At 62.2% G+C, this 26,436-nt stretch carries 19 protein-coding genes; 4 read left to right on the forward strand and 15 right to left on the reverse strand.

The genetic code is table 11. The features are described from left to right. Positions 1–196: 196 nt before the first annotated feature. The gene (gene ccoG, locus QRN46_RS15000) at positions 197–1,627 is read right to left on the reverse strand and encodes a cytochrome c oxidase accessory protein CcoG (RefSeq protein WP_285355553.1); all 1,431 of its coding nucleotides are present in this window, start codon (positions 1,625–1,627) and stop codon (positions 197–199) included. A 195-nt stretch (positions 1,628–1,822) separates the two neighbouring features. Then, positions 1,823–2,071 carry a DUF3203 family protein gene (locus tag QRN46_RS15005; protein WP_011333950.1) on the reverse strand — a complete coding sequence of 83 codons (249 nt, stop codon included), beginning with the start codon at positions 2,069–2,071 and terminating at the stop codon, positions 1,823–1,825. Between the two features lie 123 nt (positions 2,072–2,194). Here QRN46_RS15005 and QRN46_RS15010 point away from each other — a divergent pair, with 123 nt between their 5' ends. Then, positions 2,195–2,731: an MgtC/SapB family protein gene (locus tag QRN46_RS15010; RefSeq protein WP_041475257.1), complete on the forward strand. Its 537-nt coding sequence runs from the start codon at positions 2,195–2,197 to the stop codon at positions 2,729–2,731. Here the strand turns inward: QRN46_RS15010 and QRN46_RS15015 are convergent, their stop codons facing one another. Beyond that, positions 2,732–2,890 (reverse strand): hypothetical protein, encoded by a 159-nt coding sequence (locus QRN46_RS15015; protein WP_007952133.1) that lies wholly within the window; start codon positions 2,888–2,890, stop codon positions 2,732–2,734. 218 nt (positions 2,891–3,108) lie between these two features. On the opposite strand from QRN46_RS15015, the gene QRN46_RS15020 reads away from it, so the two are divergent. From QRN46_RS15020 to glgB, 3 genes are all read left to right on the forward strand, one after another. Then, complete coding sequence (locus tag QRN46_RS15020) at positions 3,109–5,103, forward strand: alpha-1,4-glucan--maltose-1-phosphate maltosyltransferase (RefSeq protein WP_285355554.1); 1,995 nt, start codon at positions 3,109–3,111, stop codon at positions 5,101–5,103. An 81-nt stretch (positions 5,104–5,184) separates the two neighbouring features. Next, entirely contained in the window at positions 5,185–8,526 is a 3,342-nt protein-coding gene (gene treS / locus QRN46_RS15025) for a maltose alpha-D-glucosyltransferase (RefSeq protein WP_285355556.1), read from the forward strand. Between the two features lie 2 nt (positions 8,527–8,528). Beyond that, entirely contained in the window at positions 8,529–10,760 is a 2,232-nt protein-coding gene (glgB, locus tag QRN46_RS15030) for a 1,4-alpha-glucan branching protein GlgB (RefSeq protein ID WP_285355558.1), read from the forward strand. A gap of 102 nt (positions 10,761–10,862) precedes the next feature. Here the strand turns inward: glgB and QRN46_RS15035 are convergent, their stop codons facing one another. From QRN46_RS15035 to treZ, 12 genes are all read right to left on the reverse strand, one after another. Next, positions 10,863–11,933, reverse strand: coding sequence for an autotransporter domain-containing protein (locus QRN46_RS15035; protein WP_285355559.1), 1,071 nt, complete (start codon positions 11,931–11,933; stop codon positions 10,863–10,865). A 390-nt stretch (positions 11,934–12,323) separates the two neighbouring features. Further along, the gene (locus QRN46_RS15040; RefSeq protein WP_221614735.1) at positions 12,324–13,106 is read right to left on the reverse strand and encodes an endonuclease/exonuclease/phosphatase family protein; all 783 of its coding nucleotides are present in this window, start codon (positions 13,104–13,106) and stop codon (positions 12,324–12,326) included. Between the two features lie 91 nt (positions 13,107–13,197). Beyond that, positions 13,198–13,959 carry a PIG-L deacetylase family protein gene (locus tag QRN46_RS15045; RefSeq protein WP_011333958.1) on the reverse strand — a complete coding sequence of 254 codons (762 nt, stop codon included), beginning with the start codon at positions 13,957–13,959 and terminating at the stop codon, positions 13,198–13,200. 183 nt (positions 13,960–14,142) lie between these two features. Further along, complete coding sequence (locus tag QRN46_RS15050; protein WP_011333959.1) at positions 14,143–14,802, reverse strand: glycosyltransferase family 2 protein; 660 nt, start codon at positions 14,800–14,802, stop codon at positions 14,143–14,145. After that, positions 14,799–15,398, reverse strand: a complete 600-nt coding sequence (locus QRN46_RS15055) for an SAM-dependent methyltransferase (RefSeq protein WP_221614732.1) — start codon at positions 15,396–15,398, stop codon at positions 14,799–14,801. The genes QRN46_RS15050 and QRN46_RS15055 overlap by 4 nt, the downstream gene beginning before the upstream one ends. Next, positions 15,395–16,153, reverse strand: a complete 759-nt coding sequence (locus QRN46_RS15060) for a PIG-L deacetylase family protein (protein ID WP_285355564.1) — start codon at positions 16,151–16,153, stop codon at positions 15,395–15,397. The genes QRN46_RS15055 and QRN46_RS15060 overlap by 4 nt, the downstream gene beginning before the upstream one ends. After that, positions 16,150–17,148, reverse strand: coding sequence for an acyl-CoA dehydrogenase family protein (locus QRN46_RS15065; protein WP_285355567.1), 999 nt, complete (start codon positions 17,146–17,148; stop codon positions 16,150–16,152). The genes QRN46_RS15060 and QRN46_RS15065 overlap by 4 nt, the downstream gene beginning before the upstream one ends. A gap of 1 nt (position 17,149) precedes the next feature. Beyond that, the gene (gene glgX, locus QRN46_RS15070) at positions 17,150–19,309 is read right to left on the reverse strand and encodes a glycogen debranching protein GlgX (protein WP_064596299.1); all 2,160 of its coding nucleotides are present in this window, start codon (positions 19,307–19,309) and stop codon (positions 17,150–17,152) included. Positions 19,310–19,417: 108 nt separating this feature from the next. After that, positions 19,418–19,750: a DUF2934 domain-containing protein gene (locus QRN46_RS15075; RefSeq protein WP_285355571.1), complete on the reverse strand. Its 333-nt coding sequence runs from the start codon at positions 19,748–19,750 to the stop codon at positions 19,418–19,420. 29 nt (positions 19,751–19,779) lie between these two features. Continuing rightward, on the reverse strand, positions 19,780–22,557 hold the full coding sequence (locus QRN46_RS15080) for a malto-oligosyltrehalose synthase (protein ID WP_285355573.1): 2,778 nt from the start codon (positions 22,555–22,557) through the stop codon (positions 19,780–19,782). Continuing rightward, positions 22,554–24,632, reverse strand: coding sequence for a 4-alpha-glucanotransferase (gene malQ, locus QRN46_RS15085; RefSeq protein ID WP_285355575.1), 2,079 nt, complete (start codon positions 24,630–24,632; stop codon positions 22,554–22,556). Before malQ ends, QRN46_RS15080 begins: the two co-directional genes overlap by 4 nt. Beyond that, positions 24,629–26,431 (reverse strand): malto-oligosyltrehalose trehalohydrolase, encoded by a 1,803-nt coding sequence (gene treZ, locus QRN46_RS15090; protein ID WP_285355576.1) that lies wholly within the window; start codon positions 26,429–26,431, stop codon positions 24,629–24,631. Before treZ ends, malQ begins: the two co-directional genes overlap by 4 nt. Positions 26,432–26,436: the final 5 nt, after the last annotated feature.

The following is a 26,436-nucleotide window of genomic DNA, read 5'->3' on the forward strand; positions in this document are numbered from 1 at the left end:
GTGTAGAGTGTCAGGGAAAAGCCCCCTCACCCTAGCCCTCTCCCGGAGGGAGAGGGGACTGAACGAGTTGTTTGTTCGAGTTACGCCGACTTGAAAGTCCGGAGTCGAACTCGGGTTTGCAAGCAACTGAGATATGCTCCCTTTCCCCCTCGCCCCCTCGGGGAGAGGGCTGGGGTGAGGGGGCGATTCTAAGGGATCAGCGATTCATCGGCGCAACAAACCGGCTCTTCGCCACGCTATAAACCTCAGGCTCATCACTGTCGGCAATCTTGAAGCTCAAGGTCTGCGAACTGCTGGCCGCGCGTTCCGTGGTCATTGCCACCGACACCGGCACATCGACGATCTCACCCGGCGCCAGGCTCAGTTCGGTCTTGCCATGCAACTGGAAGCCGTCGCCGTCCACCAACGTCAGGTTGTAGTTCTGGCGCTGCTGGGTTTTGTTGATGACCTTGAGGGTGTAGATGTTTTCGATCTGGCCCTGACCGTTCTCGCGGAACAGGCCACGGTCCTTGGTCACGTCCAGCGACACCATTGGCCGTTCAACCAGCGCTAAGGCTAGGGCGCCGATCATGACCACCAGCACCGCCACGTAGCCGATCAGACGCGGGCGCAGCAGATGCGTCTTGCCACCCTGCAACTCACGCTCGGAGGTATAGCGAATCAAACCACGGGGGTAATTCATCTTGTCCATGATCGAGTCGCAGGCGTCGATGCACGCCGCGCAGCCGATGCATTCCATTTGCAGGCCGTCGCGGATGTCGATGCCGGTCGGGCAGACCTGCACGCACAACTGGCAATCGATGCAATCGCCGAGTCCGGCTTCGGCCGGTTTCACCTCGCGTTTGCGCGGGCCACGGTTTTCGCCACGGGCCACGTCGTAGGAAATCGCCAGGGTGTCCTTGTCGAACATCACGCTCTGGAACCGCGCATACGGGCACATGTGCATGCACACCGCTTCACGCAGCCAACCGGCATTGATGTAGGTGGCGGCGGTGAAAAACAGCACCCAGAACAAGCTGACGCCGCCGATCTGCAAGGTCAGCAGTTCTTCGGCCAGCGGCCGGATCGGGGTGAAGTAACCGACGAAGGTCAGACCGGTCAGCACGCTGATCGCCAGCCACAGCGTGTGCTTGGCCGCACGCCGCGCCAGTTTGTTCAGGCTCCACGGCGCTGCTTGCAGCTTGATCCGCTGGTTGCGCTCGCCCTCGGTGATCTTCTCGCACCACATGAAGATCCACGTCCACGAACTCTGCGGGCAGGTGTAACCACACCAGACCCGGCCGGCGAACACGGTAATCGCGAACAGGCCGAACGCGGCGATGATCAGCAGCGCCGACAGCAGAATGAAATCCTGCGGCCAGAAGGTCGCGCCAAAGATGTGGAATTTGCTTTCGGAAAGGTCCCAAAGCACCGCCTGACGACCGCCCCAGTTCAGCCACACTGTGCCGAAAAACAGCAGGAACAGAAAACCCGCGCCACTCATGCGCAGGGTGCGGAACAGGCCGGTGAAGCTGCGGGTGAAAATCTGGTTGTCGCTGGTGGCGTGTTTCGCCTTCATTGGGCGCGCCGGTACTTTTTTTATCCGGGGAGATGCTTCTACGGTTCGGACGGGGATTCGTTCGCTCATGGTCGTTCGCTCATCAGCCTCCATCAGGCCAGGGAACTATGAGCGCCGATCTGTTTGCATAACAGACTCAGGTATTCCAATAAAAAGCGTATCAGATGAGTTTTGCAGCCACGCCTGCGACAACTTGAAGCAGCCCGCAGGCCAAGGCGCAGATGCCTATCCCAGACGCCTGCGCCGGTTGTTGACCGAGGTCAGTCAAATCACCGAATCACTGTCGTCGGCCTTCAGGTGTTTGCGTCCGTCCCGGGCGCCTGCGACGGTCAATGCATCAGCTTCGGCTTCGGTGACGTAGATGCGCCGTCCTTCCACTTCGACGAACGACATGGCTTTTTCGCTATCTGTTCTGACTTCCAGCGTGTCACAGATCCGGATTTCCTCACCGTTTTCAACGGTGAAAAAACAGACTTTCGAGTCCGGATTGCTTTCATCGATACGAAGGGGCATGGGCTTGTCCTTTTTTCACGGGAGTCTTAGACGTTAGGGTGCGCGGATCTGCAGATCGTTCTACGCAACCGATTAATGGTCGGCGCTGTCCATCCTTTATCAACTCATTACAAGGACTGGACGATGAACGCCTGGTGGCATGAAGTGTGGGAAACCCTGCAAGCGGAATTCGCCGACATCGGCGACGCCTCGCAGCTGACCCGGATCACCGTGCGCCTGCTGATGGCGGCAATATTGGGCGGCATTCTCGGCTTCGAGCGCGAACACAAGGGCAAGGCCGCCGGGGTGCGAACGCACATGCTGGTGGCACTCGGGGCGGCGCTGTTTGTACTGGTGCCGCAATTATCCGGTTCCCAGGCCGATGCGATGAGCCGGGTGGTGCAGGGGGTGATTGCCGGGATCGGCTTTCTCGGTGCCGGCACCATCCTCAAAAACCACGAAGGCGACGAAGGCCACGTCAAGGGCCTGACCACCGCCGCCGGTTTGTGGATGACCGCCGCCATTGGCGTCGCGGCCGGGCTGGGCCGCGAGGCGACGGCGCTGCTCAGTACGTTGCTCGCTTTGGGGATCTTCAGTGTCATGCCACGGATCGTCAGAGTCTTCGAAAAGGATCACATTGAGAAAGACCGCATCGAGAAAGACCACAACGACCCGCGTTGATCAGACGATTACCGGCGGCATGGTCGTCGGCGGTTCCTCCTTGGGCGGTGGCGTGGTGCCCGGCGGTTCCTGTTCAGGGATCGGTTGCGGTTCGGTCTCGGGCAAGACCGGTTTGTCGATGTTCGGATCGGGTGTTTCGGCCGGAATCGGGATAGTCATCGGGTGAACCTCCGTGTGGCACTTGGCGTGGGAAGTGCTTAAGTGGATTGACCACTTCACTGCGAAATCGATCCGATTTTGTGGCGGGGCAAATCCCTGTGAACTTTTCCCGGCGTCAGTCGCTCGGAACCTGAGAGAGTTCATCATCGGGCGCAGGCCCGGCCGTGACCGCCAAACAGGCAAACGAGCGTCCTTGGGGCGTTAAGGAGAGATGCTCAATGACTGCTGAAAAACCCTCGGAACAGAGCTACAACCCGCATATACCGCTGTCGCAGGCCCTGCTGCTGCCGCGCATCGTCATAGAAAACACTGCGCCGACCCTCGACGGCGGACAGTTTGCCGTCAAGGCAATCGCAGGCCGGGAGATCGTGGTCACCAGCAAGGTGTTCGCTGACGGTCACGACAAACTGGCGGTGCGCATCCGCTGGCGCGAAGAGGGCGATGAGACCTGGCAGACCGAAGTCATGAGCGATCAGGGCAACAACGGCTGGCGCGGTGTGTTTCAGCCACAGCGCATGGGCCGCTACCTGTTCCTGATCGAGGCGTGGATCGACCAGTTCGCCAGTTTTCAGTACGAACTGGAGAAAAAGCACACCGCCGCCGTCCCGGTCAGCCTCGAGCTGCAAGAAGGACGCAACATGGTGCAGCAAGCTGCCGAGCGCAGCGAAGGTCAGCTGAGCGAACAACTGGCAGCCTTGCACCACGAATTGTCCGGCCTGCTCGAAACCGAGCAGGTCGCGTTGTTCCTGCACTCGCGCAGTGCGCAGCTGATGGCCGAGGCCGATCATCGCGCCTACTTGAGCATCAGTCCGGAATTCCCGGTGGACGTCGAGCGCGAATTGGCGGAATTCGCCAGTTGGTACGAACTGTTTCCCCGCTCGATCACCGACGATCCCGCCCGCCACGGCACCTTCAATGACGTGCACGCGCGCCTGCCGATGATTCAGGACATGGGCTTCGACGTGTTGTATTTCACGCCGATCCACCCGATTGGTCGCAGCCATCGCAAGGGTCGCAACAATTCCCTGACCGCCGGCCCGGACGATCCCGGCAGCCCGTATGCGATCGGCAGCGAGGAGGGTGGGCACGAAGCGATTCACTCGCAACTCGGCACCCGTGAGGACTTCCGCCGGCTGGTGGCCGCAGCCGCTGACCATGGGCTGGAAATCGCCCTCGACTTCGCCATCCAGTGTTCCCAGGATCACCCGTGGCTCAAGCAGCATCCGGGCTGGTTCAACTGGCGGCCGGACGGCACGATCAAATACGCGGAGAACCCGCCGAAGAAATACCAGGACATCGTCAACGTCGACTTCTACGCGCCGGAAGCGATTCCGAGCCTGTGGGTCGAGTTGCGCGACATCGTGGTCGGCTGGGTGCAGGAGGGCGTGAAGATCTTTCGCGTCGACAACCCGCACACCAAGCCGCTGCCGTTCTGGCAATGGTTGATCGCCGATGTCCGTACGTTGTACCCGGAAGTGATCTTCCTCGCTGAAGCTTTCACTACGCCGGCGATGATGGCGCGGCTGGGCAAGGTCGGTTACACCCAGAGCTACACCTATTTCACCTGGCGTAACACCAAGGTCGAACTGGCGACCTACTTCAGCGAACTCAATGAATCACCGTGGCGCGAATGCTACCGGCCGAATTTCTTCGTCAACACCCCGGACATCAACCCGGCGTTCCTGCATGAATCGGGACGTCCCGGATTTCTCATCCGCGCCGCGCTGGCGACCATGGGCTCGGGCCTGTGGGGCATGTATTCGGGATTCGAGCTGTGTGAATCGGCGCCGGTGCCGGGCAAGGAGGAATATCTTGATTCGGAGAAGTACGAGATCCGCGTCCGCGACTTCAACCAGCCCGGCAACATCATTGCCGAGATCGCCCAGCTCAACCGCATTCGCCGCCAGAACCCGGCGCTGCACAGTCATCTTGGCCTGAAGATCTACAACGCCTGGAACGACAACATTCTGTATTTCGGCAAGCGCAGCGCGGACGGCAGCAACTTCATTCTGGTGGCCGTCAGCCTCGATCCGCATAACGTTCAGGAAGCGAATTTCGAGCTGCCGCTGTGGGAAATGGGCCTGCCGGATGATGCCACGACCCACGGCGAAGACCTGATGAACGGCCATCGCTGGGACTGGCACGGCAAGTACCAGTTCATGCGGATCGACCCGGCTTACCAGCCGTTCGGAATCTGGCGGATCACCGCCTGAACACAGATCCCACAGGTTGCTCATCGTTTGCGAGCCAAGTGATCGGCTCACCGTGTCTATAGAATTCAACAGGAGTTTCACATGGCGAAGAAACCCAAGGCAGCCACCTTCATCAAGGATCCGCTCTGGTACAAGGACGCGGTCATCTATCAAGTTCACGTCAAATCCTTTTTCGACTCCAACAACGACGGGATCGGCGACTTTCCCGGCCTGATCGCCAAACTCGATTACATCGCCGATCTTGGCGTCAACACCATCTGGCTGTTGCCGTTCTACCCCTCGCCACGCCGCGACGATGGTTACGACATCGCCGAATATCGAGGCGTGCACAGCGATTACGGGACGATGGCCGATGCCAAGCGGTTCATTGCCGAAGCGCATAAACGCGGGTTGCGGGTGATCACCGAACTGGTCATCAACCACACCTCTGATCAGCACCCGTGGTTCCAGCGGGCGCGCAAGGCCAAGCCCGGTTCGGCGGCGCGCGACTTCTATGTGTGGTCGGATGACGACCAGAAATACGACGGTACGCGGATCATTTTTCTCGACACCGAAAAGTCCAACTGGACCTGGGATCCGGTGGCCGGTCAGTACTTCTGGCACCGCTTCTATTCGCACCAGCCGGATCTCAACTTCGATAACCCGCAAGTCATGAAAGCCGTGCTCTCGGTGATGCGCTACTGGCTGGACATGGGCATCGACGGCCTGCGCCTGGATGCGATTCCATACCTGATCGAACGCGACGGCACCAACAACGAAAACCTCCCGGAAACCCATGACGTCCTCAAGCAGATCCGTGCTGAAATCGACGCCAACTACCCCGATCGCATGCTGCTGGCCGAAGCCAATCAATGGCCGGAAGACACCCAGCTGTACTTCGGCGACACCGACGCCGAGGGCGTGAACGGTGACGAGTGTCACATGGCGTTCCACTTCCCGTTGATGCCGCGCATGTACATGGCGCTGGCCCAGGAAGATCGCTTCCCGATCACCGACATCCTGCGTCAGACCCCGGAAATCCCGGCCAACTGTCAATGGGCGATCTTCCTGCGCAACCACGATGAGCTGACGCTGGAAATGGTCACCGACAAGGAGCGCGACTACCTCTGGAATTACTACGCCGCCGACCGTCGTGCGCGGATCAACCTTGGCATCCGCCGGCGTCTGGCGCCGTTGATGGAGCGTGACCGCCGCCGCATCGAACTGCTCAACAGTCTGCTGCTGTCGATGCCCGGCACGCCGACCCTGTATTACGGCGATGAAATCGGCATGGGCGACAACATCTACCTCGGCGACCGCGACGGTGTACGCACACCGATGCAATGGTCGATCGACCGCAACGGCGGCTTCTCCCGCGCCGACCCGGCCAGTCTGGTATTGCCGCCGATCATGGACCCGCAATACGGCTACCAGTCGGTCAACGTCGAAACCCAGGCTGGTGACCCGCATTCGCTGCTGAACTGGACCCGACGCCTGCTGACCGTGCGCAAGCAATCCAAGGCGTTCGGCCGCGGTACTTTGAAGATGCTGTCGCCGGCCAACCGTCGCGTGCTGGCCTACACCCGCGAATACACCGGGCCGGACGGCAAGCATGAAATCATTCTGTGCGTGGCCAACGTATCGCGCAGCGCACAAGCGGTGGAGCTCGACCTGTCGGCCTACGTCGGCATGGTGCCGGTGGAAATGCTCGGCGGTAACGCGTTTCCGCCCATTGGCCAGTTGAATTTCCTGCTGACCCTGCCGCCCTACGGTTTCTACTGGTTCGGTCTGGCGGCGGAAAACCAGATGCCGAGCTGGCACGTCGAGCCGGCGCAGAGCCTGCCGGACTTCACTACACTGGTGCTGAAAAAGCGTATGGAGGAACTGCTCGAGGCGCCGTCCCGGGCAACCCTCGAACAGGCGATCCTGCCGAACTGGCTGCAGAACCGCCGCTGGTTCGCCGGCAAGGACGCCGCCATCGATCAAGTGAAACTGGCCTACGGCGTGCGCTTCGGCGACGCACAGCATCCGGTGTTGCTCAGCGAAATCGAAGTGCAGAGCGGCGGACAGACCAGCCGTTATCAATTGCCGTTCGGCTTTATTTCGGAAGATCAGGTCGGGCCGGCATTGCCGCAGCAACTGGCTTTGGCGCGGGTACGCCGGGTGCGTCAGGTCGGGTTGATTACCGATGCCTTCAGTCTTGAAGCGTTTATTCGCGCGGTGCTGCAAGGCATGCAGGGCGGCACGGTGCTCGAATCCATTGAGGGCGAGATCCGTTTCGAGGCAACGCCGCAACTGGAAAAACTTGGCCTGGGCGCAGAGTCCGAAGTGCGCTATCTGTCCGCCGAGCAATCCAACAGTTCGGTGGTGATCGGCAACAGTCTGGTGCTCAAGCTGATCCGCAAAGTCGCGTCCGGCGTACACCCGGAACTGGAGATGAGCGCTTACCTGACCGCTGCTGGATTTGCCAATATCTCTCCGCTGCTGGGCTCGGTGATTCGCCGCGACGGGAAGGGCGAGGACAACTTGCTGATGATTGCGCAGGGCTATCTGAGCAATCAGGGCGACGCCTGGGAATGGACGCAGAACAACCTCGAACGGGCGCTGCGCGACGAGCTGGCCGACGCCGTGTCCGAGCAGGCGCAGCACTACAACGCCTTGGGTGAACTGAAGGATTTCGCCGGGATGCTCGGCCAGCGTCTGGGGGAAATGCATCAGGTGCTGGCAGCGCCGAGCGACAACCAGGACTTCGCGCCGCAAGTCAGTTCGGCCAAGGATGCGCAGGCGACGGGTAAGGATGTCGCGGCGCAGGTCGAGCATGCCCTGAAGCTGCTCAAACAGCATCAGGGCGAGCTCGATGCGGCGGATCAGAAGCTGGTCGGTCGGCTACTCGACCACAAGAAAGCCATCCTTGCCCACGTGCAGGAACTGGCCAAGCAATCCGCCGGCGGTCTACGGATTCGTGTGCACGGCGACCTGCATTTGGGACAGGTGCTGGTAATCAAGGGCGATGCCTACCTGATCGACTTCGAGGGCGAACCGGCGCGGCCACTGGCCGAGCGCCGTGGCAAGCACAGTCCGTACAAGGACGTCAGCGGAGTGCTGCGCTCCTTCGACTATGCCGCCGCGATGGCGCTGAATGTACACAACGTCGACAACAGCCCCGAGGCCGAAGCCGCGCGTCGGCGGGTCACGGAGCGTTACCTGCGTGAAGCCCGGGAAGCATTTCTCCAGGCATATCGCCAAGCGGCAGCTAGTCTTGATCATGCCTGGCAAGATCCTGAAGGTGCCGACGCCGCACTGGCGTTGTTCGGTCTGGAGAAAGCGGCCTACGAAGTGGCCTATGAAGCCGAAAATCGCCCCACCTGGCTGCCCGTGCCGCTGCACGGTCTGTATGGGTTATTGACGGGGCTCAAACCCTTTTCCGATCTTGGTGGAGAGTAGTCATGAGTTTCTCGAACAGGGAACAGGGTCACGCTAAAGAAAGATTGCTGCCCACTGCAAAAGACATTGATGCTTTAGTGCGCGCAGAACACCACGACCCGTTTTCCATTCTTGGCCCCCACGGCGATGGTGCCGGCGGGCAATTTATCCGGGCGTATCTGCCCGGCGCATTGAGTGTTTCTGTCGTCGATAAAAACAGTGGCGAAGAGCTCGGTCCGCTGGAGGCCACCGAAACGCCGGGGCTGTTTGTCGGGCATTTCGAAGGCTCACGGCCGTACCTGTTGCGCACCCGCTGGGCCGGTGGTGAACAGGTCGCGGAAGATCCTTACAGCTTTGGTCAGTTGCTCGGTGAAATGGATTTGTATCTGTTCGCCGAAGGCAACCATCGCGATCTCAGCAGTTGCCTTGGCGCGCAGCTGAAAACCGTCGATGGCGTCGACGGTGTGCGCTTTGCCGTGTGGGCACCGAATGCCCGGCGGGTGTCGGTGGTCGGCGATTTCAACGTCTGGGACGGGCGGCGGCATCCGATGCGCTTGCGGCATCCATCCGGGGTCTGGGAGCTGTTCATTCCACGCTTGCAGGCGGGCGAGCTGTACAAATACGAAATCCTCGGCGCCCACGGCATCCTCCCGCTCAAAGCCGACCCGATGGCGCTGGCCACCAGCCTGCCGCCGGACACGGCCTCGAAAGTCGCCTCGCCGTTGCAGATCGACTGGCAGGATCAGGACTGGATGAGCGGCCGTCGCGAACGCCAGCAACACAACGCGCCGTTGTCGATCTATGAATTGCACGCCGGATCCTGGCAATGCGAACTCGACGATCTGGGCGAAGTGGCGCGCCAGTACACCTGGCCGGAGCTCGCCGAGCGGCTGATTCCCTACGTGAAGGAACTGGGTTTCACCCACATCGAACTGATGCCGATCATGGAGCACCCGTTCGGCGGTTCATGGGGCTATCAGTTGCTGTCGCAGTTCGCTCCGAGTGCGCGATACGGCACACCCGAGCAGTTCGGCGAGTTCGTCAATGCCTGTCACCAGGCCGGCATCGGTGTGATTCTCGACTGGGTGCCGGCGCATTTCCCGACCGATACCCATGGCCTTGCGCAATTCGACGGCACCGCGCTCTACGAATACGGTAATCCACTGGAAGGCTTCCACCAGGATTGGGACACGCTGATCTACAACCTTGGCCGCACCGAAGTGCACGGCTACATGCTGGCGTCGGCGTTGCACTGGCTCAAGCATTTCCATATCGACGGGCTGCGGGTCGATGCGGTGGCGTCGATGCTCTATCGTGATTATTCGCGCAAGGCCGGCGAGTGGGTGCCGAACCGTCATGGCGGTCGCGAGAACCTGGAAGCCATCGATTTCCTGCGGCACTTGAACGACGTGGTGGCACTGGAAGCACCGGGCGCACTGGTGATTGCCGAGGAGTCCACGGCGTGGCCGGGCGTCAGCCAGAGCACCCAACAGGGCGGTCTCGGTTTCGCCTACAAATGGAACATGGGCTGGATGCACGACTCGCTGCACTACATTCAGCAGGATCCGGTGTACCGCGCCCATCACCACAACGAGTTGAGTTTCGGCCTGGTCTACGCCTGGTCCGAGCGCTTCATCCTGCCGATTTCCCACGACGAAGTGGTGCACGGCAAGCATTCGCTGATCGACAAGATGCCTGGCGATCGCTGGCAGAAATTTGCCAACCTGCGGGCTTACCTGAGTTTCATGTGGACCCATCCGGGCAAGAAGCTGTTGTTCATGGGTTGCGAGTTCGGCCAGTGGCGCGAGTGGAATCATGATCAGCAGCTGGACTGGTATCTGCTGCAGTATTCCGAGCACAAAGGCGTACAGAAACTGGTCGGCGACCTCAACCGGCTCTACCGCGAAGAGCCGGCGCTGCATGAGCAGGACGATGCGCCGCAAGGGTTTCAGTGGTTGATCGGCGACGATGCGATCAACAGCGTCTATGCGTGGCTGCGCTGGAGCAAGGACGGCACGCCAGTGCTGGTGGTGGCCAACTTCACCCCGGTGCCGCGTCAGTCTTACCGCGTGGGCGTGCCGTTTGCCGGGCGCTGGAAGGAATTGCTCAACAGTGACGCCGACACCTACGCCGGTTCCAACTACGGCAACGGGGGCGGGGCGTTCACCGAAGAGGTCGCGAGCCATGGCCAGGCGTTGTCGCTGGAGCTGAACCTGCCGCCGCTGGCGGTGTTGATCCTCAAACCCGAAGTCTGATCCATAACCGAGTCGCTGCTTTCGCCAGCAGGCTGGCTGCCACAGAAAATCAGTCGACGCTGACAATCTAACGTGGGAGCTAGCCTGCAAGCGATAGCGCCTTCACCACCGCATCCGGACCCCCAGGCTGCCAATCAACCCGTTCAGGTCGTTGTCGTCCACATCACTGCTGTAGTCGGCACTGACGTACAGGCTCACTGTCGGCGTCATTCTGGCCACCAGTCCCAGTCCGACTTCCACCGTCGAGGACTTGCGGCTGCTGCTGATCTTGTCCACCTGATCCAGCGTCACCGTATCGCCGGTGTACACCGTGTGCCACAGGTTCGTGCGCACGTAGGGCTCAACGGGCAACCCGTTCAGATCGTAGCTGCCTTTCAAGCGCGCACCGACCCGGCCGCTCCACGATGTAATGTCACTGGAAGAGGCGTTGCCCGAGCCTGCGTACGGCGTATCCAGAGTGATGCGCTGGTTGATCAATTGCGCTTGCGGTTCAACCACCCAGTTTTCACCCAGACCGATCGGGAAGCCACCTTCCACCGACAGCGTCATCGCGCTGCCTTCGGTGGCCAGGCGCGCGCCTTGCTCGTTGCGACTGAAACCGCTGACCCGACCGCCACTGGCCGACAAGTCAACGTGCCAGCCCTGTGGGCCAATCAAGCTGTAGTAGGCGCCCAGGCTCTGACCTTGCAGGTTGAGGGTGTCGGTGGTCGGATCGGCGAGAGCGCGGCTGGTGATCAGGCCATTGCCATTGCCCTTGATCTGATTGACCCCGCCGATCAGGCCGACCTGCTGGGTGTGGCCGCTGCTGCTTTTCAGGGTCAGCACGGCGGGGCCCTTGAAGTCGCCGGTGCCGGGTGTGGCGAAGCCCGGGCTGAGGACGTCGGTTTGCGCCTGACGGGACGTCGGACCGTAAAGTTGTTCCCAGGCCGAGGGCGCGAGGTCTTCGGTAATCAGGTTTGTCCCGCGCAGATCCGGCTGTGGGCTCAAACGTTGCGGCCCCGGGGTCACGACCGTGGCGGGGAGGGTCATGACGGGAATGTCCTGGCGATACCAAGGCGTCGCCTCGTCCGCCACAGGACCCGCCTGTGCCTCCATGGACGAGCACAGCAAGATAGAACTTGAAACAGTGCAAAAAGTTGTTTTGATCTCTTGTGAGGTGAGTGAGGTTTTCATGGAGGTCTACCTTGCTAGCGCATGTGGTATCTCGCCTTGGCGTCTCTCCTACCCCGAACGAGGGGCGACCGAATGGAGCGTGGCGAGCCCGTCGCCCCCCGTTTTGGCGGGAGACCTGAGGCTCGCCCCGAGTAGTATTTCCGGGGGTAGTAAGGTAGAGCTAAGAAGACATGAGTCGTTGCGTCAAGAAATTGAACGATGAGCGGTCGAGTCAAATCGGGTGATGCAAGCTTATGTTTTTGCGCATTTATCTAAGTTCTTGTTTGTAGGCCTAATCGCTGCGCAAGCCGCGAGGCAGAGACGTTTTATAGCCGACAGCCGGTCTGCGAAACCGGGCCTGGCGACCAATTTCGCATCGTTGCGTATGTAAGGTCAGCTGTCAGTATCGCGCTACAAATGCACTTCAACCGCCAGCGGCAAATGATCCGAGAGATGCGTCCACGGCTTGTTGCCGAGGATCTGCGGGTTATGACTGCTGGCATTGCGCAGATAAACCCGGTCGAGTCGCAGCAACGGGAACCGCGCGGGGTAGGTCTTGGCCGGGCGGCCGTGATGGCGTTCGAAAGCTTCGTGCAGGTAGTCGCGGCGGGCGAGGGCGATGTTGCCCTGCAACTGCCAGTCATTGAAGTCGCCGGCAATGATCACCGGGGCATTGTCGGGCAGGGATTCGAGCAACTGGCAGAGCAGCTGCAACTGCAATTGCCGATGGCTTTCGAGCAGGCTCAGGTGTACGCAGATGGCATGTACTTCGGCATGCCCCGGCACATCCAGGACGCAGTGCAACAGCCCGCGCCGTTCGGGACCTGTGATCGAAACATCGAGGTTGCGGTACTCGCGGATCGGGTATTTCGACAGCAGGGCGTTGCCGTGATGGCCATCGGGATACACCGCATTGCGACCGTAGGCAAAATCACTCCACATGCTGTCGGCGAGGAATTCGTACTGCGAGGTTTGCGGCCATTCGTGGTAGCGACTGGAATGGCGCTCGTGTTCGCCCACCACTTCCTGCAGAAACACCAGATCCGCCGAGGTGCTGCGCACCGCTTCACGCAGTTCCGGAAGGATGAAACGTCGATTGAGCGCGGTGAAACCCTTGTGCGTATTGACCGTCAATACCCGCAGGCGGTGAATGACTGGCGCGTCGACGACGTGACGCTTGGGATCGCTGGACACGTTCACTCCTCTGAATCATGACTGCCTGTTCATGCGACTGATCCGGGCGCGGGCAGTTCACTTTGAGTGGCTGCCCTCGGCCGACGGATCGTCAATCGAGGAAGATGATCTCGTAGGGCAGGCGCATGCGTTCCAGAATCGACTTGGGCAGCAGCGGCGCGATACCGATCGCCGGTTCGCCATTAAGCTGGCTGGCGTAGGCGTGGGTGGCGTGGCTCTTGCGCGCGACGGTCCAGGTGTCGAGGCGCAGCTTGCGCGCGCGATGCCATGGGATCTGCGTCTGATCCCGTTCCGGCCAGTGCCAGGCCCAGACCGGCACATCGTGGTAGGTGGCGCCGACTTGTCGTGCCGCTTTGGCGCTGGCCCGGCCGACCACTTCATGATCGGCGGTGCCGTCCTGGCACCAGGTGCTGAAGACCACGTCGCCGGGGCGCAGGTAGCGGGCGATGAAATCGGTGAGTTGGGATTCCTGATCGTGCAGGGCATTGTCGGTGAAACCGCCGCGCACCCATTTCAGGCTGTGCATTGGCAATCCCAGACGGCGCAGGGCTTCGACACTCTCCTGCGGGCGAAACACGCTCAGGCGTTTCTCCGACCACTGGCGCGAGCCCGGATGACTGGCGCTGCCATCGGTGATCGACAGCAGTTGCAAGGGATGGCCGAGGCTGGAAAGCAGTTGCAGCAGGCCGCCGCAGGTCACCACTTCATCGCCGGGGTGCGGGGCGATGACCACGGCGCGGGCACCGGGTGGGACCAATGTGTGGGTGTTGATGACGGGAATGTTGTCGAGCTGCGCGGCACTGTTCCAGATCTGCGCCGGCAGGCCGCTCTCGCTGAGGGATAACGGTTTCATGAGTGATACGTCCTTGTTGTGTCTCGCCCTCAATCGCCCAGACGCTGGTGATACCAGGCGTGTGCGACCCGTGAAGGCTGGTGGATAGCCCGACAGCGCTCCGAACCCTGGATTGCTGCGCAGCAGAGTATTGCTCAAGACGGGCGGTTCGTCGCGTCACAGATCAACCTGATCCGCTTTTTTTTATTCAGTCTGTGCCAACTGTCGCAGATAGTCGCCAAAACCGCCGCGCGCGCGACTGTCCAGACGAGCGCTGGTAATGACTTGTGGACGATGACTCCAGGCGATGCTGGCCCCTGAACGCTCGAGTTGGCGCACCAGCTGCACGTCCTCATCACAGGACAACGGTTCGAAGCCGCCGGCGCGGACGTAGGCTTGTGCGCTGACGCCCAGGTTGGCGCCATGGATGTGCCGGTGACCTTCGCAGGCCCGGTAGTCACGGTGATAGCGGATCTGCGCCGCTTCATCGAACGTGTCATGCCACTGCTCGACCGTCACCGTGCCGCACACCGCATCGGTGCCCAGCCCCAGTTGCGCCACCAGCCAGTCTTCGGCAACGCGGCTGTCGGCGTCCGAGCAGGAAATCCAGCGCGCACCGCGCTCAAGCAGTTGTTGTGCGCCAATCGCGCGAGCCTGGCCGACATTGCGCGCTTCGATGCTCAAGGCTTGCACCGGGTATTGGCTGACGATGTGCGCCGAACGATCGGTGCAGCTGTCCAGCACCACCAGAATTTCCACCGGTTCACCCGCCAACATGGGATGTCCGCCAGCCCGCAAGGCAGCGTGCAAGCAGTCATCTAGCCATTCTTCTTCGTTGTGCGCAGGAATCAGGATGCCAATCATCGCAAGCCCTCCAGTGCGGCCACCGAACGCGGTTCGCGACTCCAGACTTCCAGCAGAAAATCCGCTTCCTGATGCAGGACCAGTCGCGGCAGGTGCAACTGTTCGTGAATCAGGTCGTGAACCTGTCGTGTATTGAGCGGGCAGCCTTCGATGGGCGGGCGCCAGTGACAGGCCAGTAATTGACCGTCCGCCGCCAACGAATCGCTGATGGAACGGATGACCTCCGTCAGATCTTGCCGGTCGAGGTAGTAGCCGATTTCGCTGAAGACGATCAGGTCGAATTTTTCCTCAGGCCAGTCGCCCGGCAAGCGACCTTGCCGCACCTCGGCGTGGTCGAACAGGCTCAGCCGGGTACGCGCCAGATTGGCTGCGGCGGCGCTGGTGTCGCAGCACAACAGCCGATCGCAGCGTTCGGCCAGCGCCGCACTCAGTTCACCGTTGGCACAGCCCGGTTCGAAGATGGCCCGGTAGTGCGGGCGGGGCAGGGCCGCCAGGGTCACGAGGCGTTTGCGCTGCTCGTACCAGCGCTGGCGAAATCCCCAGGGGTCGTTATTGCCGGCGAACAGGCCTTCGAAGTAGCGATCCTCGACACTCATAGAAAGACCACCTCGAACGGTTGCAGCAGTCGATCGATGACATAGGGTTTGAGCACCGGGGCCAGGCCCGCTTCGGGATCGCCTTCCAGCTGGCTGGCGAAGGCGTGCACCGCGTGACGCTTGCGTGCGATTTGCTCCGGGCTGAGCAGAATCTTGCGCGCCCGCTCCCAGGGCACGAGGGCGTCTTCCGGGGTTGCCCAGTGCCAGGTCCAGACCGGCAGCTCATGGCAAATCGCGCCCACGCGCCGCGCCGCTTCGACGCTGGCGCGGCCGACAGCCTCGTGGTCGCTGTGGCCGTCTTCGCGCCAGGTGGTGAAGATCACGTCGTCGGGTTGCAGGTAGCGGGTCAGGTATTGGCACAGCATCGACTCGCGCGCGGCGACCTGAGTGTCGGGGAAGCCGCCGCGCAGCCACTGCAACTGGTGCATGGGCAGGCCGAGGCGGCGCAGGGCTTCAGCGGATTCCTGCGGGCGCACGACGCTCAGACGTTCCACCGGCCAGCGCTCCGAACCTGGATGACTGGCGCTGCCATCGGTGACCGAGATCAATTGCAGGGTGCGTCCCGCCGCTGCGAGCGCTTGCAACAGTCCGCCGCAACCGAGCACTTCATCGTCCGGATGCGGCGCGATCACCACCGCCCTGGATCCCGGTGGTACCAAATCGAGAATGTCGATGCTGTCCACCGCTGCCAGATGGCGTGAGCCCTGCCATTCGTGGAGGGAGGTTCCTTCACCGACAATCGGATTGCGCTTCATAGGGCCCAACCCTCGCGCGATTGCTGTGCAATCAGTTGGCCCAGTGCTGCCAGATCGCGTTCAGCGTGGCTCTGGCGCAGGTAAACCGGCAAGTCGGCCGCCAGACGGGCAAAGTGCGGATCCTTGCAGAACGGCCCGGCCCCAAGTGCCCGACCGGTCTCGCGGATTACCTGTTCAGCGGCGTCCTCGACCACGGCCCGTACGCGGCGGGCCAGCAACTCGGCGTTGGCCCGCGGCTCGCTGTCGATGTCCAGGGCACTGACACGCAGCACTTGGGCGGCGGCGTGCAAGGCACTGTCGACGGCGCCGAGACTGGCCAGTGCGTGGGGTTCTTCACGCCGCGCACAGTGCAGGCGCAAGCGTTCGCCAATCTCCCTGGCGGCGCCGTACCAGCACGCGGCGATTCCGATCCCGCCCTGCCAGAATCCCGGCCGTTGCAGGTAGTCGCCAGGCTCACCGATCGCCTGAGCCTCGACTTCATCGAACAGCACCTCGACGCTGCCGGTGGCCGCCATGCCGACCGCTTGCCAGCCTTGATCGGTCACGGTGACGCCCGGTTGATTGAGGGCCACCGCGACCAGTTGCTGACGATCGTCCTCATCCCACGCCGTCAGCAGGGCATGACTGAGCACCGCCGCCCCGGAGCACCAGGCCTTGCGCCCGTTCAACCGCACCAGTTGCCCCGAACGGCTGACCCGAACCCGCGCCTGCGGTGGTTCGGCCGCCCACATGCCCCACGTACTGCCGGGCGTCGGCGAGCCACCGAGTTGCTCGATGATCGCCAAGGCATCGGTATGGCCTTCGTAGAGTTTGCACAACCCCAGATCATGCCCGCCGACCTCGGACAGCCGTTGCCAGCGCTCCAGCGTACGACCGCTGCCGGGCAGTGGCAGACGGTCGAGGCCGGCTTCGACCATTTGCCGCAGACACAGACCAAGAGCAGCCGTGTCGCGGTAGTCCCTGGCGTGCCGTGAGAGATAGGCGGACAAGTCCATGTCAGTCCTCTTCTTCACGTTGCAGTTCAAACAGCAGCAGCGAGCGTCCGGTGACCGAGTACTCGTGACCGAACTCGAAACGCTCCTGGCCACGGATCGATGGCTGGTTGGTATCGATCATGCACGTCCAGAAACTGCCCTCGGGTACTTCCGGCAAGGTGAAGTTGACGATGTCGTGATGGGCGTTGACCACCAGCAGCAACGTGGCGTCGCCACCTTTGCGGCGGATCCCGGTTTCCTGAGCGCGACCGTCAAGCAACATGCCCATGCAGCGATTCTGCGCGTCATGCCAGTGCTCGGTGGTCATTTCCGTGGCGTCCGGCGCAAGCCAGGTCACGTCCTTGACGCCGATGTCCTCGTTGTATTCGCCGACCAGGAAACGCCCGCGTCGCAGGATCGGATACGCCAGGCGCAACTTGATCAGGCGTTTGACGAATTTCAGCAGCGCCTTGCCGTCCTCGCTCAGGTCCCAGTTGACCCAGCCGATTTCGCTGTCCTGGCAGTAGGCATTGTTGTTGCCGTCCTGGGTGCGGGCGAATTCGTCGCCGGCCACCAGCATCGGCGTGCCTTGGGACAGCAGCAGGGTGGCGAAGAAGTTGCGCATCTGCCGGTGGCGCAGCGCGTTGATTTCCGGGTCGTCGGTGGGGCCTTCGACGCCGTGGTTCCAGGACAGGTTGTTGTTGCTGCCGTCCTGATTGTTTTCGTCGTTGGCCTCGTTGTGCTTGTCGTTGTAGGACACCAGGTCGTTGAGGGTAAAACCGTCGTGAGCAGTGACGAAATTCACCGACGAATAGGGCCGGCGGCCACGCTGATTGAACATCTCGCCGGACGCGGTCATGCGGCTGGCGAAGTCGGCGAGCTGGCCGTCATCGCCTTTCCAGAAGGCGCGCACGGTGTCGCGGAATTTGTCGTTCCACTCGACCCAGCCCGGCGGGAAGTTGCCGACCTGATAACCGCCGGGGCCGCAGTCCCAAGGCTCGGCGATCATTTTCACCTGACGCAGCACCGGGTCCTGGCGGCAGGCCACGAGGAAACTGTGGCGTTCATCGAATCCGTCGTGATAGCGGCCGAGGATGGTCGCCAGGTCGAAGCGGAAGCCGTCGACGTGCATTTCGCTGGCCCAGTAGCGCAGCGAGTCAGTGACCATTTGCAGCACGCACGGATGGCTCAGGTCGAGGGTGTTGCCGGTGCCGGAATCGTTGATGTAGAAGCGCTTGTCGTCCGGCATCAAGCGGTAGTACGAGGCGTTGTCGATCCCGCGCATCGACAGGGTCGGGCCTTGCTCGTTGCCTTCGGCGGTGTGGTTGTAGACCACGTCGAGAATCACTTCGAGATTGGCGTCGTGCAGGTGCGCGACCATCTCCTTGAACTCGGCGATCTTGCCGCTGGCCAGATAGCGCGGATCCGGGGCGAAGAACGCGATGCTGTTGTAACCCCAGTAATTGGTCATGCCCTTGTGCAGCAGGTGCTGATCGTTGACGAAGGCATGGATCGGCAACAGCTCGACGGTCGACACACCCAGCTTGCGGATGTGTTCGAGCACGTCGTCGACCATCAGCCCGGCGAACGTCCCGCGCACGTTCTCGGGCACTGAAGGGTGGCGCATGCTGATGCCGCGCACGTGGGTCTCGTAAATGATGGTCTTGTCCCACGGCACGCTGACGCGGTGGTCGTGGCCCCAGGTGTGGGCCGGGTCGATGACCTTGCACTTGGGAACGAAAGGCGCGCTGTCGCGCTCGTCGAAGCTGAGATCGGCGTCCGGATGGCCGATGGTGTAGCCGAACAGCGCTTCGGACCATTTCAACTCGCCCACTAACTGCTTGGCGTAGGGGTCGATCAGCAACTTGTTGTGATTGAAGCGGTGGCCGTTGGCCGGGTCGTACGGGCCGTAGACCCGGTAGCCGTAGATCAGGCCTGGATGTGCATCGGGCAGATAGCCGTGGTAGATCTCGTCGGTGTATTCCGGCAGCTCGATGCGCTCGAGTTCGACTTCGCCGGCATCGTCGAAAATGCACAATTCAACGCGGGTGGCGTTGGCGGAAAACAGCGCGAAGTTCACCCCCAGACCATCCCAGGTCGCGCCGAGCGGGAAGGGCAGGCCTTCACGGATGCGCGAGGGTTCGGCGTGCGCGGCGGGCTCGGCTTTCTTTGGACGGGTCATAGGTGCTCCTGCAAAAAATCGGGGGGTAGATGTTTTTCGAGGACGAGTAAGCCCTCGGTGGCGAGCGAACCCGCCACACGGTTATTCAAATCAATGGTTCGGGGAGCGTCAGACCGCAGGCGGCTTGCGCGGCGCGCGGGGCTTTTTCTCGGTGGCTTTTTCGCCCGGGGGAATCACTTTCGCGGCACTGGCTGGCTTGGCCTTGGCCGTCGTGGCCTTGGGCTTGGCGGCGGGCGTCTTGCCATCGACGGCTTTGCCGGTGGCGGTCTTGCCGGCGGTTTTACTGCCGGCAGCCTTTGGCGATTTTTTCGGCGCCAGCGCCTCGGCTTCGGCCAGCTTGCGCGCCATCTCCCAGTGGCGCGATTCCTGGCCTTCGGGCTTACCTTCGGATTCCCAGATCTGATAGGCGAATTCGCGGATGCGTTTATCGTCGGTACTCATCGCAATGCTCCTGAACTGAACTCATGCTGCTAGACGTGTTGGATAAGCAGATTGACCGGGAAATCCCCCAGCGCGGCGCTGACCTGCAGCTCCCTGTTTTTTGTGACTGCGGTGCTCGAAAAAAGTCCCTTCAGATTTTCGTCAGAGGCGTCGAACGGTAAAACCACCCGTGTATCGCCCCAGCGCAGCGCATCAACCATCGGCACAGCACTGTTTTCCATCAATGTTGCGCAACGGATCGGCACGATCACGATGATCCGTCGCTCCCCATGCTCGCGGGCAAACGCGAGCACGTTGTGCGCCTGGCTGCCCAGTACCTCGAGGGCCTGGTACGAACCACGGCGAAACAACTCGGTGTCGTCGGCGCGCAGGCGCAGCACCTCGGCGATCAATGCTTGCTTGATTCGCCCGTCGCGCCAGTTCTCCAATAGCTCCTGAACCGGCCCTGGTGCCTCCAGCGCCTGCTGCCTGGCGGCATAGTCGACGGGCCGCCGATTGTCCGGATCGACCAGACTGAAATCCCAGAACTCGTTGCCCTGATACAGATCCGGCACCCCCGGCACGGTCATGCGCAGCAAGGTTTGCGCCAGACCGTTGAGGGCGCCGGCCGCCGCGATGCTGTTGACGGTCTTGGCCAGCGCCCCGCGCAGCAGTTCACCTTCGGGGGCCAGCAGCAATTGTTCGGTGAACGCTTGAGCGGCGTTTTCGTAAGCCTCGTTCGGCGCACTCCAGCTGCTTTGCAGCTTGGCTTCGCGCAGGGCTTTCTGCTGCCACTGCCAGATACGTTTGGCGTACTCGGCGAAACCGGCCTGATCGTCGTCGCGCAGGTCAAGCGGCCAACTGCCGAGCAGCGCTTGATAGAGGATCAATTCGTCCGACGACGACGGCAGCTGATCGTCATGGCGCAGCGGTCGGGCGAGGGCGCGCCACAGCTCGATCTGCTCGGCGTACCAGTGGCTGCGTTCGCTGAGTACGGCCAGTCGCGCGCGGGTGTCTTCGCCGCGTTTGTGGTCGTGGGTGGCGGTGGCCAGCAGGTTGTCCGGGAAGCTCGCCAGACGTTGCTGGTTCACCGCGTGAAAGTCGCTGACCGGTGCGCTGAACTGCTCGGTGTTGTAACCGACATCATTGCGCGACAGCAGCACCGCCGAGCGATACAGCGCGGTGTCTTCCACCGCTTTGGCGGCGGCCGGTGAAGTGAGTTGCTGAAAGCGCACGCAGGCATGCTTGAGGATTTTGCGCGAACGGCCACGGGGTTTGCGCCGCCACGGCTGGCCGCCAAGCCAACCGGCTACGGAGTCCAGCACTGGCCAATCGGCTTCGCTCAAAGTCTGCCGCGCACCGTCCATGGCCTGCTGGAAAAACACCTCGTCGCGCGCCGAGCGGCCCATCGGGGTGATGTAGGTGCGATACACCGGGAAGTGCACGATCAACGCCTGCAACACTCGGCGGATCGAGCCGAGCGTGAGGTCGCGGGTCATCAGGTCGTCGCGCGCCACTTGCAGCAGGGCCTGAGCAACGCTTTCGCAATCGCTGGCCAGCGAACCATTGAGGATCTGCTGGCGCGCCAGTTGCGCCTCTTCGATAAACGCCGAAGGGCGTTCGGTGCGGCGTTTCCACAAATCACCGAGGACATGTTCGCCGTCGGGATCGTGTTGCAGCAGCGACAGCTGGTTCATGAACTCGTAACCGGTGCTGCCGTCCACGGACCAGTCGGTGGGCAGGGTTTCACCGTCGCCGAGAATCTTCTCGACGTAAATTGGCAAGTGCCGGCCCGGCGCCAGATGGTCAAGACGACGGCGCAGCTTGCGGCAGTAGCCGCGCGGGTCGGCGAGGCCGTCGATGTGGTCGATGCGCAGGCCGTCGATCAGGCCTTCGCCGATCAACTGGAAGATCTTGCCGTGGGTGGCCTCGAACACTGCCGGACGCTCGACCCGTAAACCGCCGAGTTCGTTGATGTCGAAGAAGCGCCGCCAGTTGATGTCATCCGCCGCTGTGCGCCAGCTCGCCAAGCGATAGCTTTGCCGTTCCAGCAATTGGTGCAGGCGCTGAAAACCTTCTTCGGTTTTCGAATCGTAGTGCGTCAGATTGCGCTCAATGGCTTGCAGAATGTGCGGGTCGCTGGCCAGTTGCTGGAGCTCCTCCTTGAGCGGGAGGGCCAGTGAGCGGGCGTCGGTCTGATAGCCGAGCGCGCTGAAACGGTCGGCGAGGGCCTTGAGCGCGTCGTTCGGGCTGTCATCGGATCTGAGCAGTTCGCCGTAATCGGTAGGGCAGATCGGGAAGTGATGCTCGTAATGCTCGACATGGAAAGTGCCGCTCTCGGCATTGAACAGCGGCGGCAGAGTCGCGTCCTGCAATGCGACACCGTAGTCGCTGCCGAGAAACGGCAGCAGCAACTGGCCTTCCATCAGCGGATCGGGCGAGTGCCACTGAATGTCGAAGAACTCGCCGTAGGGGCTCAGTCGGCCCCATTCCAGCAAGTCGAGCCACCACGGGTTGTCACCGCCACCGACCGCCATGTGATTGGAGACGATGTCGAGGATCAGCCCCATGCCGTGCTCGCGCAGGCTGGCGACCAGACGACGCAAGGCTGGTTCGCCGCCGAGTTCCGGATTGACCCGGGTCGGATCGACCACATCGTAGCCATGCATGGAGCCGGCGCGTGCGGCCAGCAGCGGCGAGGCATAAATGTGGCTGATGCCGAGTCGAGAGAAATACGGCACCAGCGGTACCGCCTGATCGAGGGTGAAGCCTCGGTGAAATTGCAGGCGAACCGTGGCGCGCAGGGTCTGGATAGGCAATGCACTCATTGGTCACGCTCGGCTGCCTGAAGGCGGGCACACGCCAATAGTTCCAGGCGTCTTGCGGCGTCGACACCGTCGAGCAGCGTCTCACTGGTGGCCGGCAAGCGGCGCGACCAGTTGGGGTGGGTGTCGATGGTGCCGGGCAGGTTGGCCTGCTCGTCGAGCCCCAGCGCATCTTCCAACGGCAGCAGAACCAACGGCGCACGGGTGTGGCCGAGGAAACGCACCGCGGCGTCGACCACCTGATCGGCCTCGTGGGATTCCTCGCGAAAGTTCTGCGGGTCCTGGCTCAGGGCATTGCGCAGGCCTTCACGCTCGCGTTCGCGGTAACGGCGCCAGTCGATTTCGCCGTTGGCGTCGATCAGTCCCAGTCGCGCATTCCAGTCGATGTCGCGACCATGCCACCAACCGTTGAGGGTCGGCAGATCGTGGGTGCTGGTGGTGGCCAGCGCGTTGTCCGGCCAGTCGAGGATCGGTTTGAAAAAGGTGTTGTCCTGTTCGAACAACAGCACGCGCATGCCGAGCATGGCGCGGGCGATGAGTTTTTCCCGCAGGCCATCGGGCACGGTGCCGAGGTCTTCGCCGAGCACGATCGCTTGATGGCGATGGGATTCGAGAGTCAACAGACGCAACAGGTCATCCACCGGGTAATACAGGTAGGCGCCGTCCGCCGGAACCGCGCCGTTGGGAATCACCCACAACCGTTGCAGGCCCATGACATGGTCGATGCGCAGCCCGCCGGCGTGGGCGAAGTTGGCGCGCAGCATGTCGATGAACGCACGAAAGCCGTTGCGCACCAGACCTTCCGGGGAAAACGCGGAAATGCCCCAGCCCTGGCCTGAGCGATTGAGGATGTCCGGTGGCGCGCCGACGGTCAGCGAGGCCAGCAGTTCGTCCTGAAAGCTCCAGGCCTGACTGCCGGCGCCGTCGGCACCCACGGCCAGGTCGGCGATCAGGCCGATGCCCATGCCGGCGCTGCGGGCGGCGGTCTGGGCGCGTTCCAGGCAACGGTGGATCAACCATTGGCAGAACGCGAAGTAGCTGATGCGCTCGGCGTATTCCTCGGCAAATGCGCCGAGGGCGGCGCCGCGCGGGTCGTGCCAGTGCTCCGGCCATTGGCGCCAGTCGAGGCTCTCACCACGGGCGGCGCGCATTTCCTGGATGGCTTCGAAGCGGCAGTGGTTTTCCAGCGCTTCGCCGCCGGCATCGCGAAAACTGGAAAAGTCGGCGTGCAACGGGTGTTCGCCGCTGATGAAGCCGTCGTACAAGGCTTGCAGCAGTTTCAGTTTGGCCTCGGCTGCTTTCGGCCAGTCGATCAGTTTCAGGTTTTCCAGTTGCTCGAACTGCTCGGTCAGCCCGGCCGCGTCAATCGCATCGCGCAGGGCGCGTTCGCCGAGGATCGCGCCGGGTGCGGCATACAGCGGATTGAGAAACAGCCGACTGGACGGCGAGTAGGGGCTGTAGCGCCCGGTGTCGGCGCTGAACATCGCGTGCAGCGGGCTGATCGCCAAGGCATCGGCCCCGCGCTCACCGGCCACACGGGCCAGTTCTTCCAAGGCCTGGGTGTCGCCGAAACCGCCATCGCCGGGGCGGCGCAGGCCATAAAGCTGCACGCTCAGGCCCCACGCGCGCGGGATCGGGCTGTCCACCGCGTCACCCACGCTGAAGCAGCGTTCCGGTGCCACGGCCAGGGTGAATTGCTGATCGGCGATGTGCACTTGCTGATAGCCGACCGGAATTTCGCCGGGCAACACGGCCTCGGCATCCAGCTTGAGACTCAGGCGCGAGCCGTCTTCCAGGTGAATCTCGCAAGGGGTCTCGGGTTCGAAATAGCGGGCCAGGTCCACGCCCACGCCAACATCGGCAGTGAGCAGTGGCGGTAGATGGCGATTTTCCTGTACCTGTTGAAGTTCAAGCAGGCTGGCGTCGATTTCCTGAGCCGTTCCGGCCGGGTGACCGAGGCCGATCAGCACATTGCGCAGCACCGCCGGGGCGACTTTTTGCGCTCGCCCGTTGGCGTCGATCCAGTCGACGGCAAGGCCGGCTCGGCTGGCGAGAATTTCCAGTTGCGCATCACTCATAGGCGCTCTCCATCCAAGGGGGGCAAAGGGGTTGCGGCCGTGAGGCTGACGAGCGCGCAATACGGGGGCAGTTGCCCCTCATCCGACAGGCCAGCGTCGGATGGCTGACGAAACAGCCACGCCGAATCAGCCTGTGGAAGGTTGACCACTGGCGTATCGCTGAGGTTCAGGTCGATTCGCAGCTCGCTGCCATCGCCCAGCCGCCAGCGCGCACTGACGGCGCCAGGCCCCAGCACCTGGGCGCCGAGGGCTTGAGTGCCGGACAGGTTGGGAATGATGTATTGATGGCGCAGTTGCAGAAGCTGGCGATACAACGCCAGCGTCGCCTGTTGCCGAGGCGTGCCGTTACCCGTCAGGCGAGGTTGTGAGGCGTGAAAGGTCTGCTCGGCGTTGGGGTCGGGAATTTGTTCACGCTTGTGCGGATCCGAGAAGGCACTGAACGCCGCGAACTCATTGCGCCGACCTTCGCGCACCAGTTTCGCCAGTTCGCCATGGTGGCTGGTGAAGAACAGGAATGGCTGTTGGGCCGCGTATTCATCGCCCATGAATATCAGGGGAATCATCGGCGACAGCAACAACAACGCTGTCGCAGCGTCCACCGCGCGCGGCTCGGCTAATTGATGCAGGCGCTCGCCGAAGGCGCGATTGCCGATCTGGTCGTGATTCTGCAGGAACAGCACGAAGGCGGTGGATGGCAGATGCTCGCTTGGCTCGCCACGGGGCTCCCCGTGGCGGGTGATATGACCCTGAAACACGAAACCCTGGCTCAGACAGCGGGCCAGTTGTTCGGTGGGTTGCAGTGCATAGTCCGCGTAGTAGGCGTCGGTTTCACCGGTCAGTAATACATGCAGGGCGTTGTGGCCATCGTCGTTCCACTGCGCGTCGTAATTTTCCTCAAGCAGGCTGGATTGGTTGAGTTCGTTTTCGATGGTCAGCCACACATGCCGGGACGGGTCGATCTGCTGACGTATGCGACGGGCAAGTTCAGGCAGAAAATCCGGGCTTTGAATGGCGTGCACCGCATCCAGGCGCAGGCCGTCGAAACGGTATTCCAGTAGCCACATCAACGCGTTTTCGACGAAGAAGTCCCGCACTTCGCGACGACGGAAGTCGATGGCCGCGCCCCACGGCGTGTGTTTGTCTTCGCGGAAAAAGCCCTTGGCGTAGCGGTGCAGGTAATTGCCGTCGGGGCCGAAGTGGTTGTAGACCACATCAAGAATCACCGCCAGACCATAACCGTGGGCGCTGTCGATCAGATGTTTGAGTTGTTCCGGCGTGCCGTAGCTGGCTTGTGGCGCGTAATGCAACACGCCGTCGTAGCCCCAGTTGCGATCGCCGGGAAACTGCGCGATCGGCATCAGTTCGATGGCGGTGATGCCGAGCTCCGCGAGGCGTGAGAGATGCTGCTCGACTTCGGCAAATCCGCCGAGCGCGCCGACATGCAGTTCATAAATGACCGCTTCATTCCAGGGGCGCCCTTGCCAGGTCGTGTTGCGCCAGGAATAGAGGTGCGGATCGACCACCACGCTGTGGCGGTCGAGGTCACCGTCCTGCGCCCTGGAGGCCGGGTCGGGCACCTCCAGTTCGCCATCGATGTTGAAACGGTAGCGGCTGCCGGCAGGGCAGCGGGTCTTGATGACAAACCAGCCATCGCCCTGCGGCAGCATCGGCAGGGACTGGCCGTTGTCCAGCTCGACGCTGACGTAAAACGCATCCGGCGCCCACAACGCGAATTGGGTGTGCTCGGCATCCAGCATGATCGCGCCGTGGGGCCAGCTCTCAGGTGTCCGTGACGGCATCGTTG

The organism is Pseudomonas sp. lyk4-R2A-10 (assembly GCF_030209075.1).
In the GTDB taxonomy this organism is placed as follows: Bacteria; Pseudomonadota; Gammaproteobacteria; order Pseudomonadales; family Pseudomonadaceae; genus Aquipseudomonas; species Aquipseudomonas glycinae.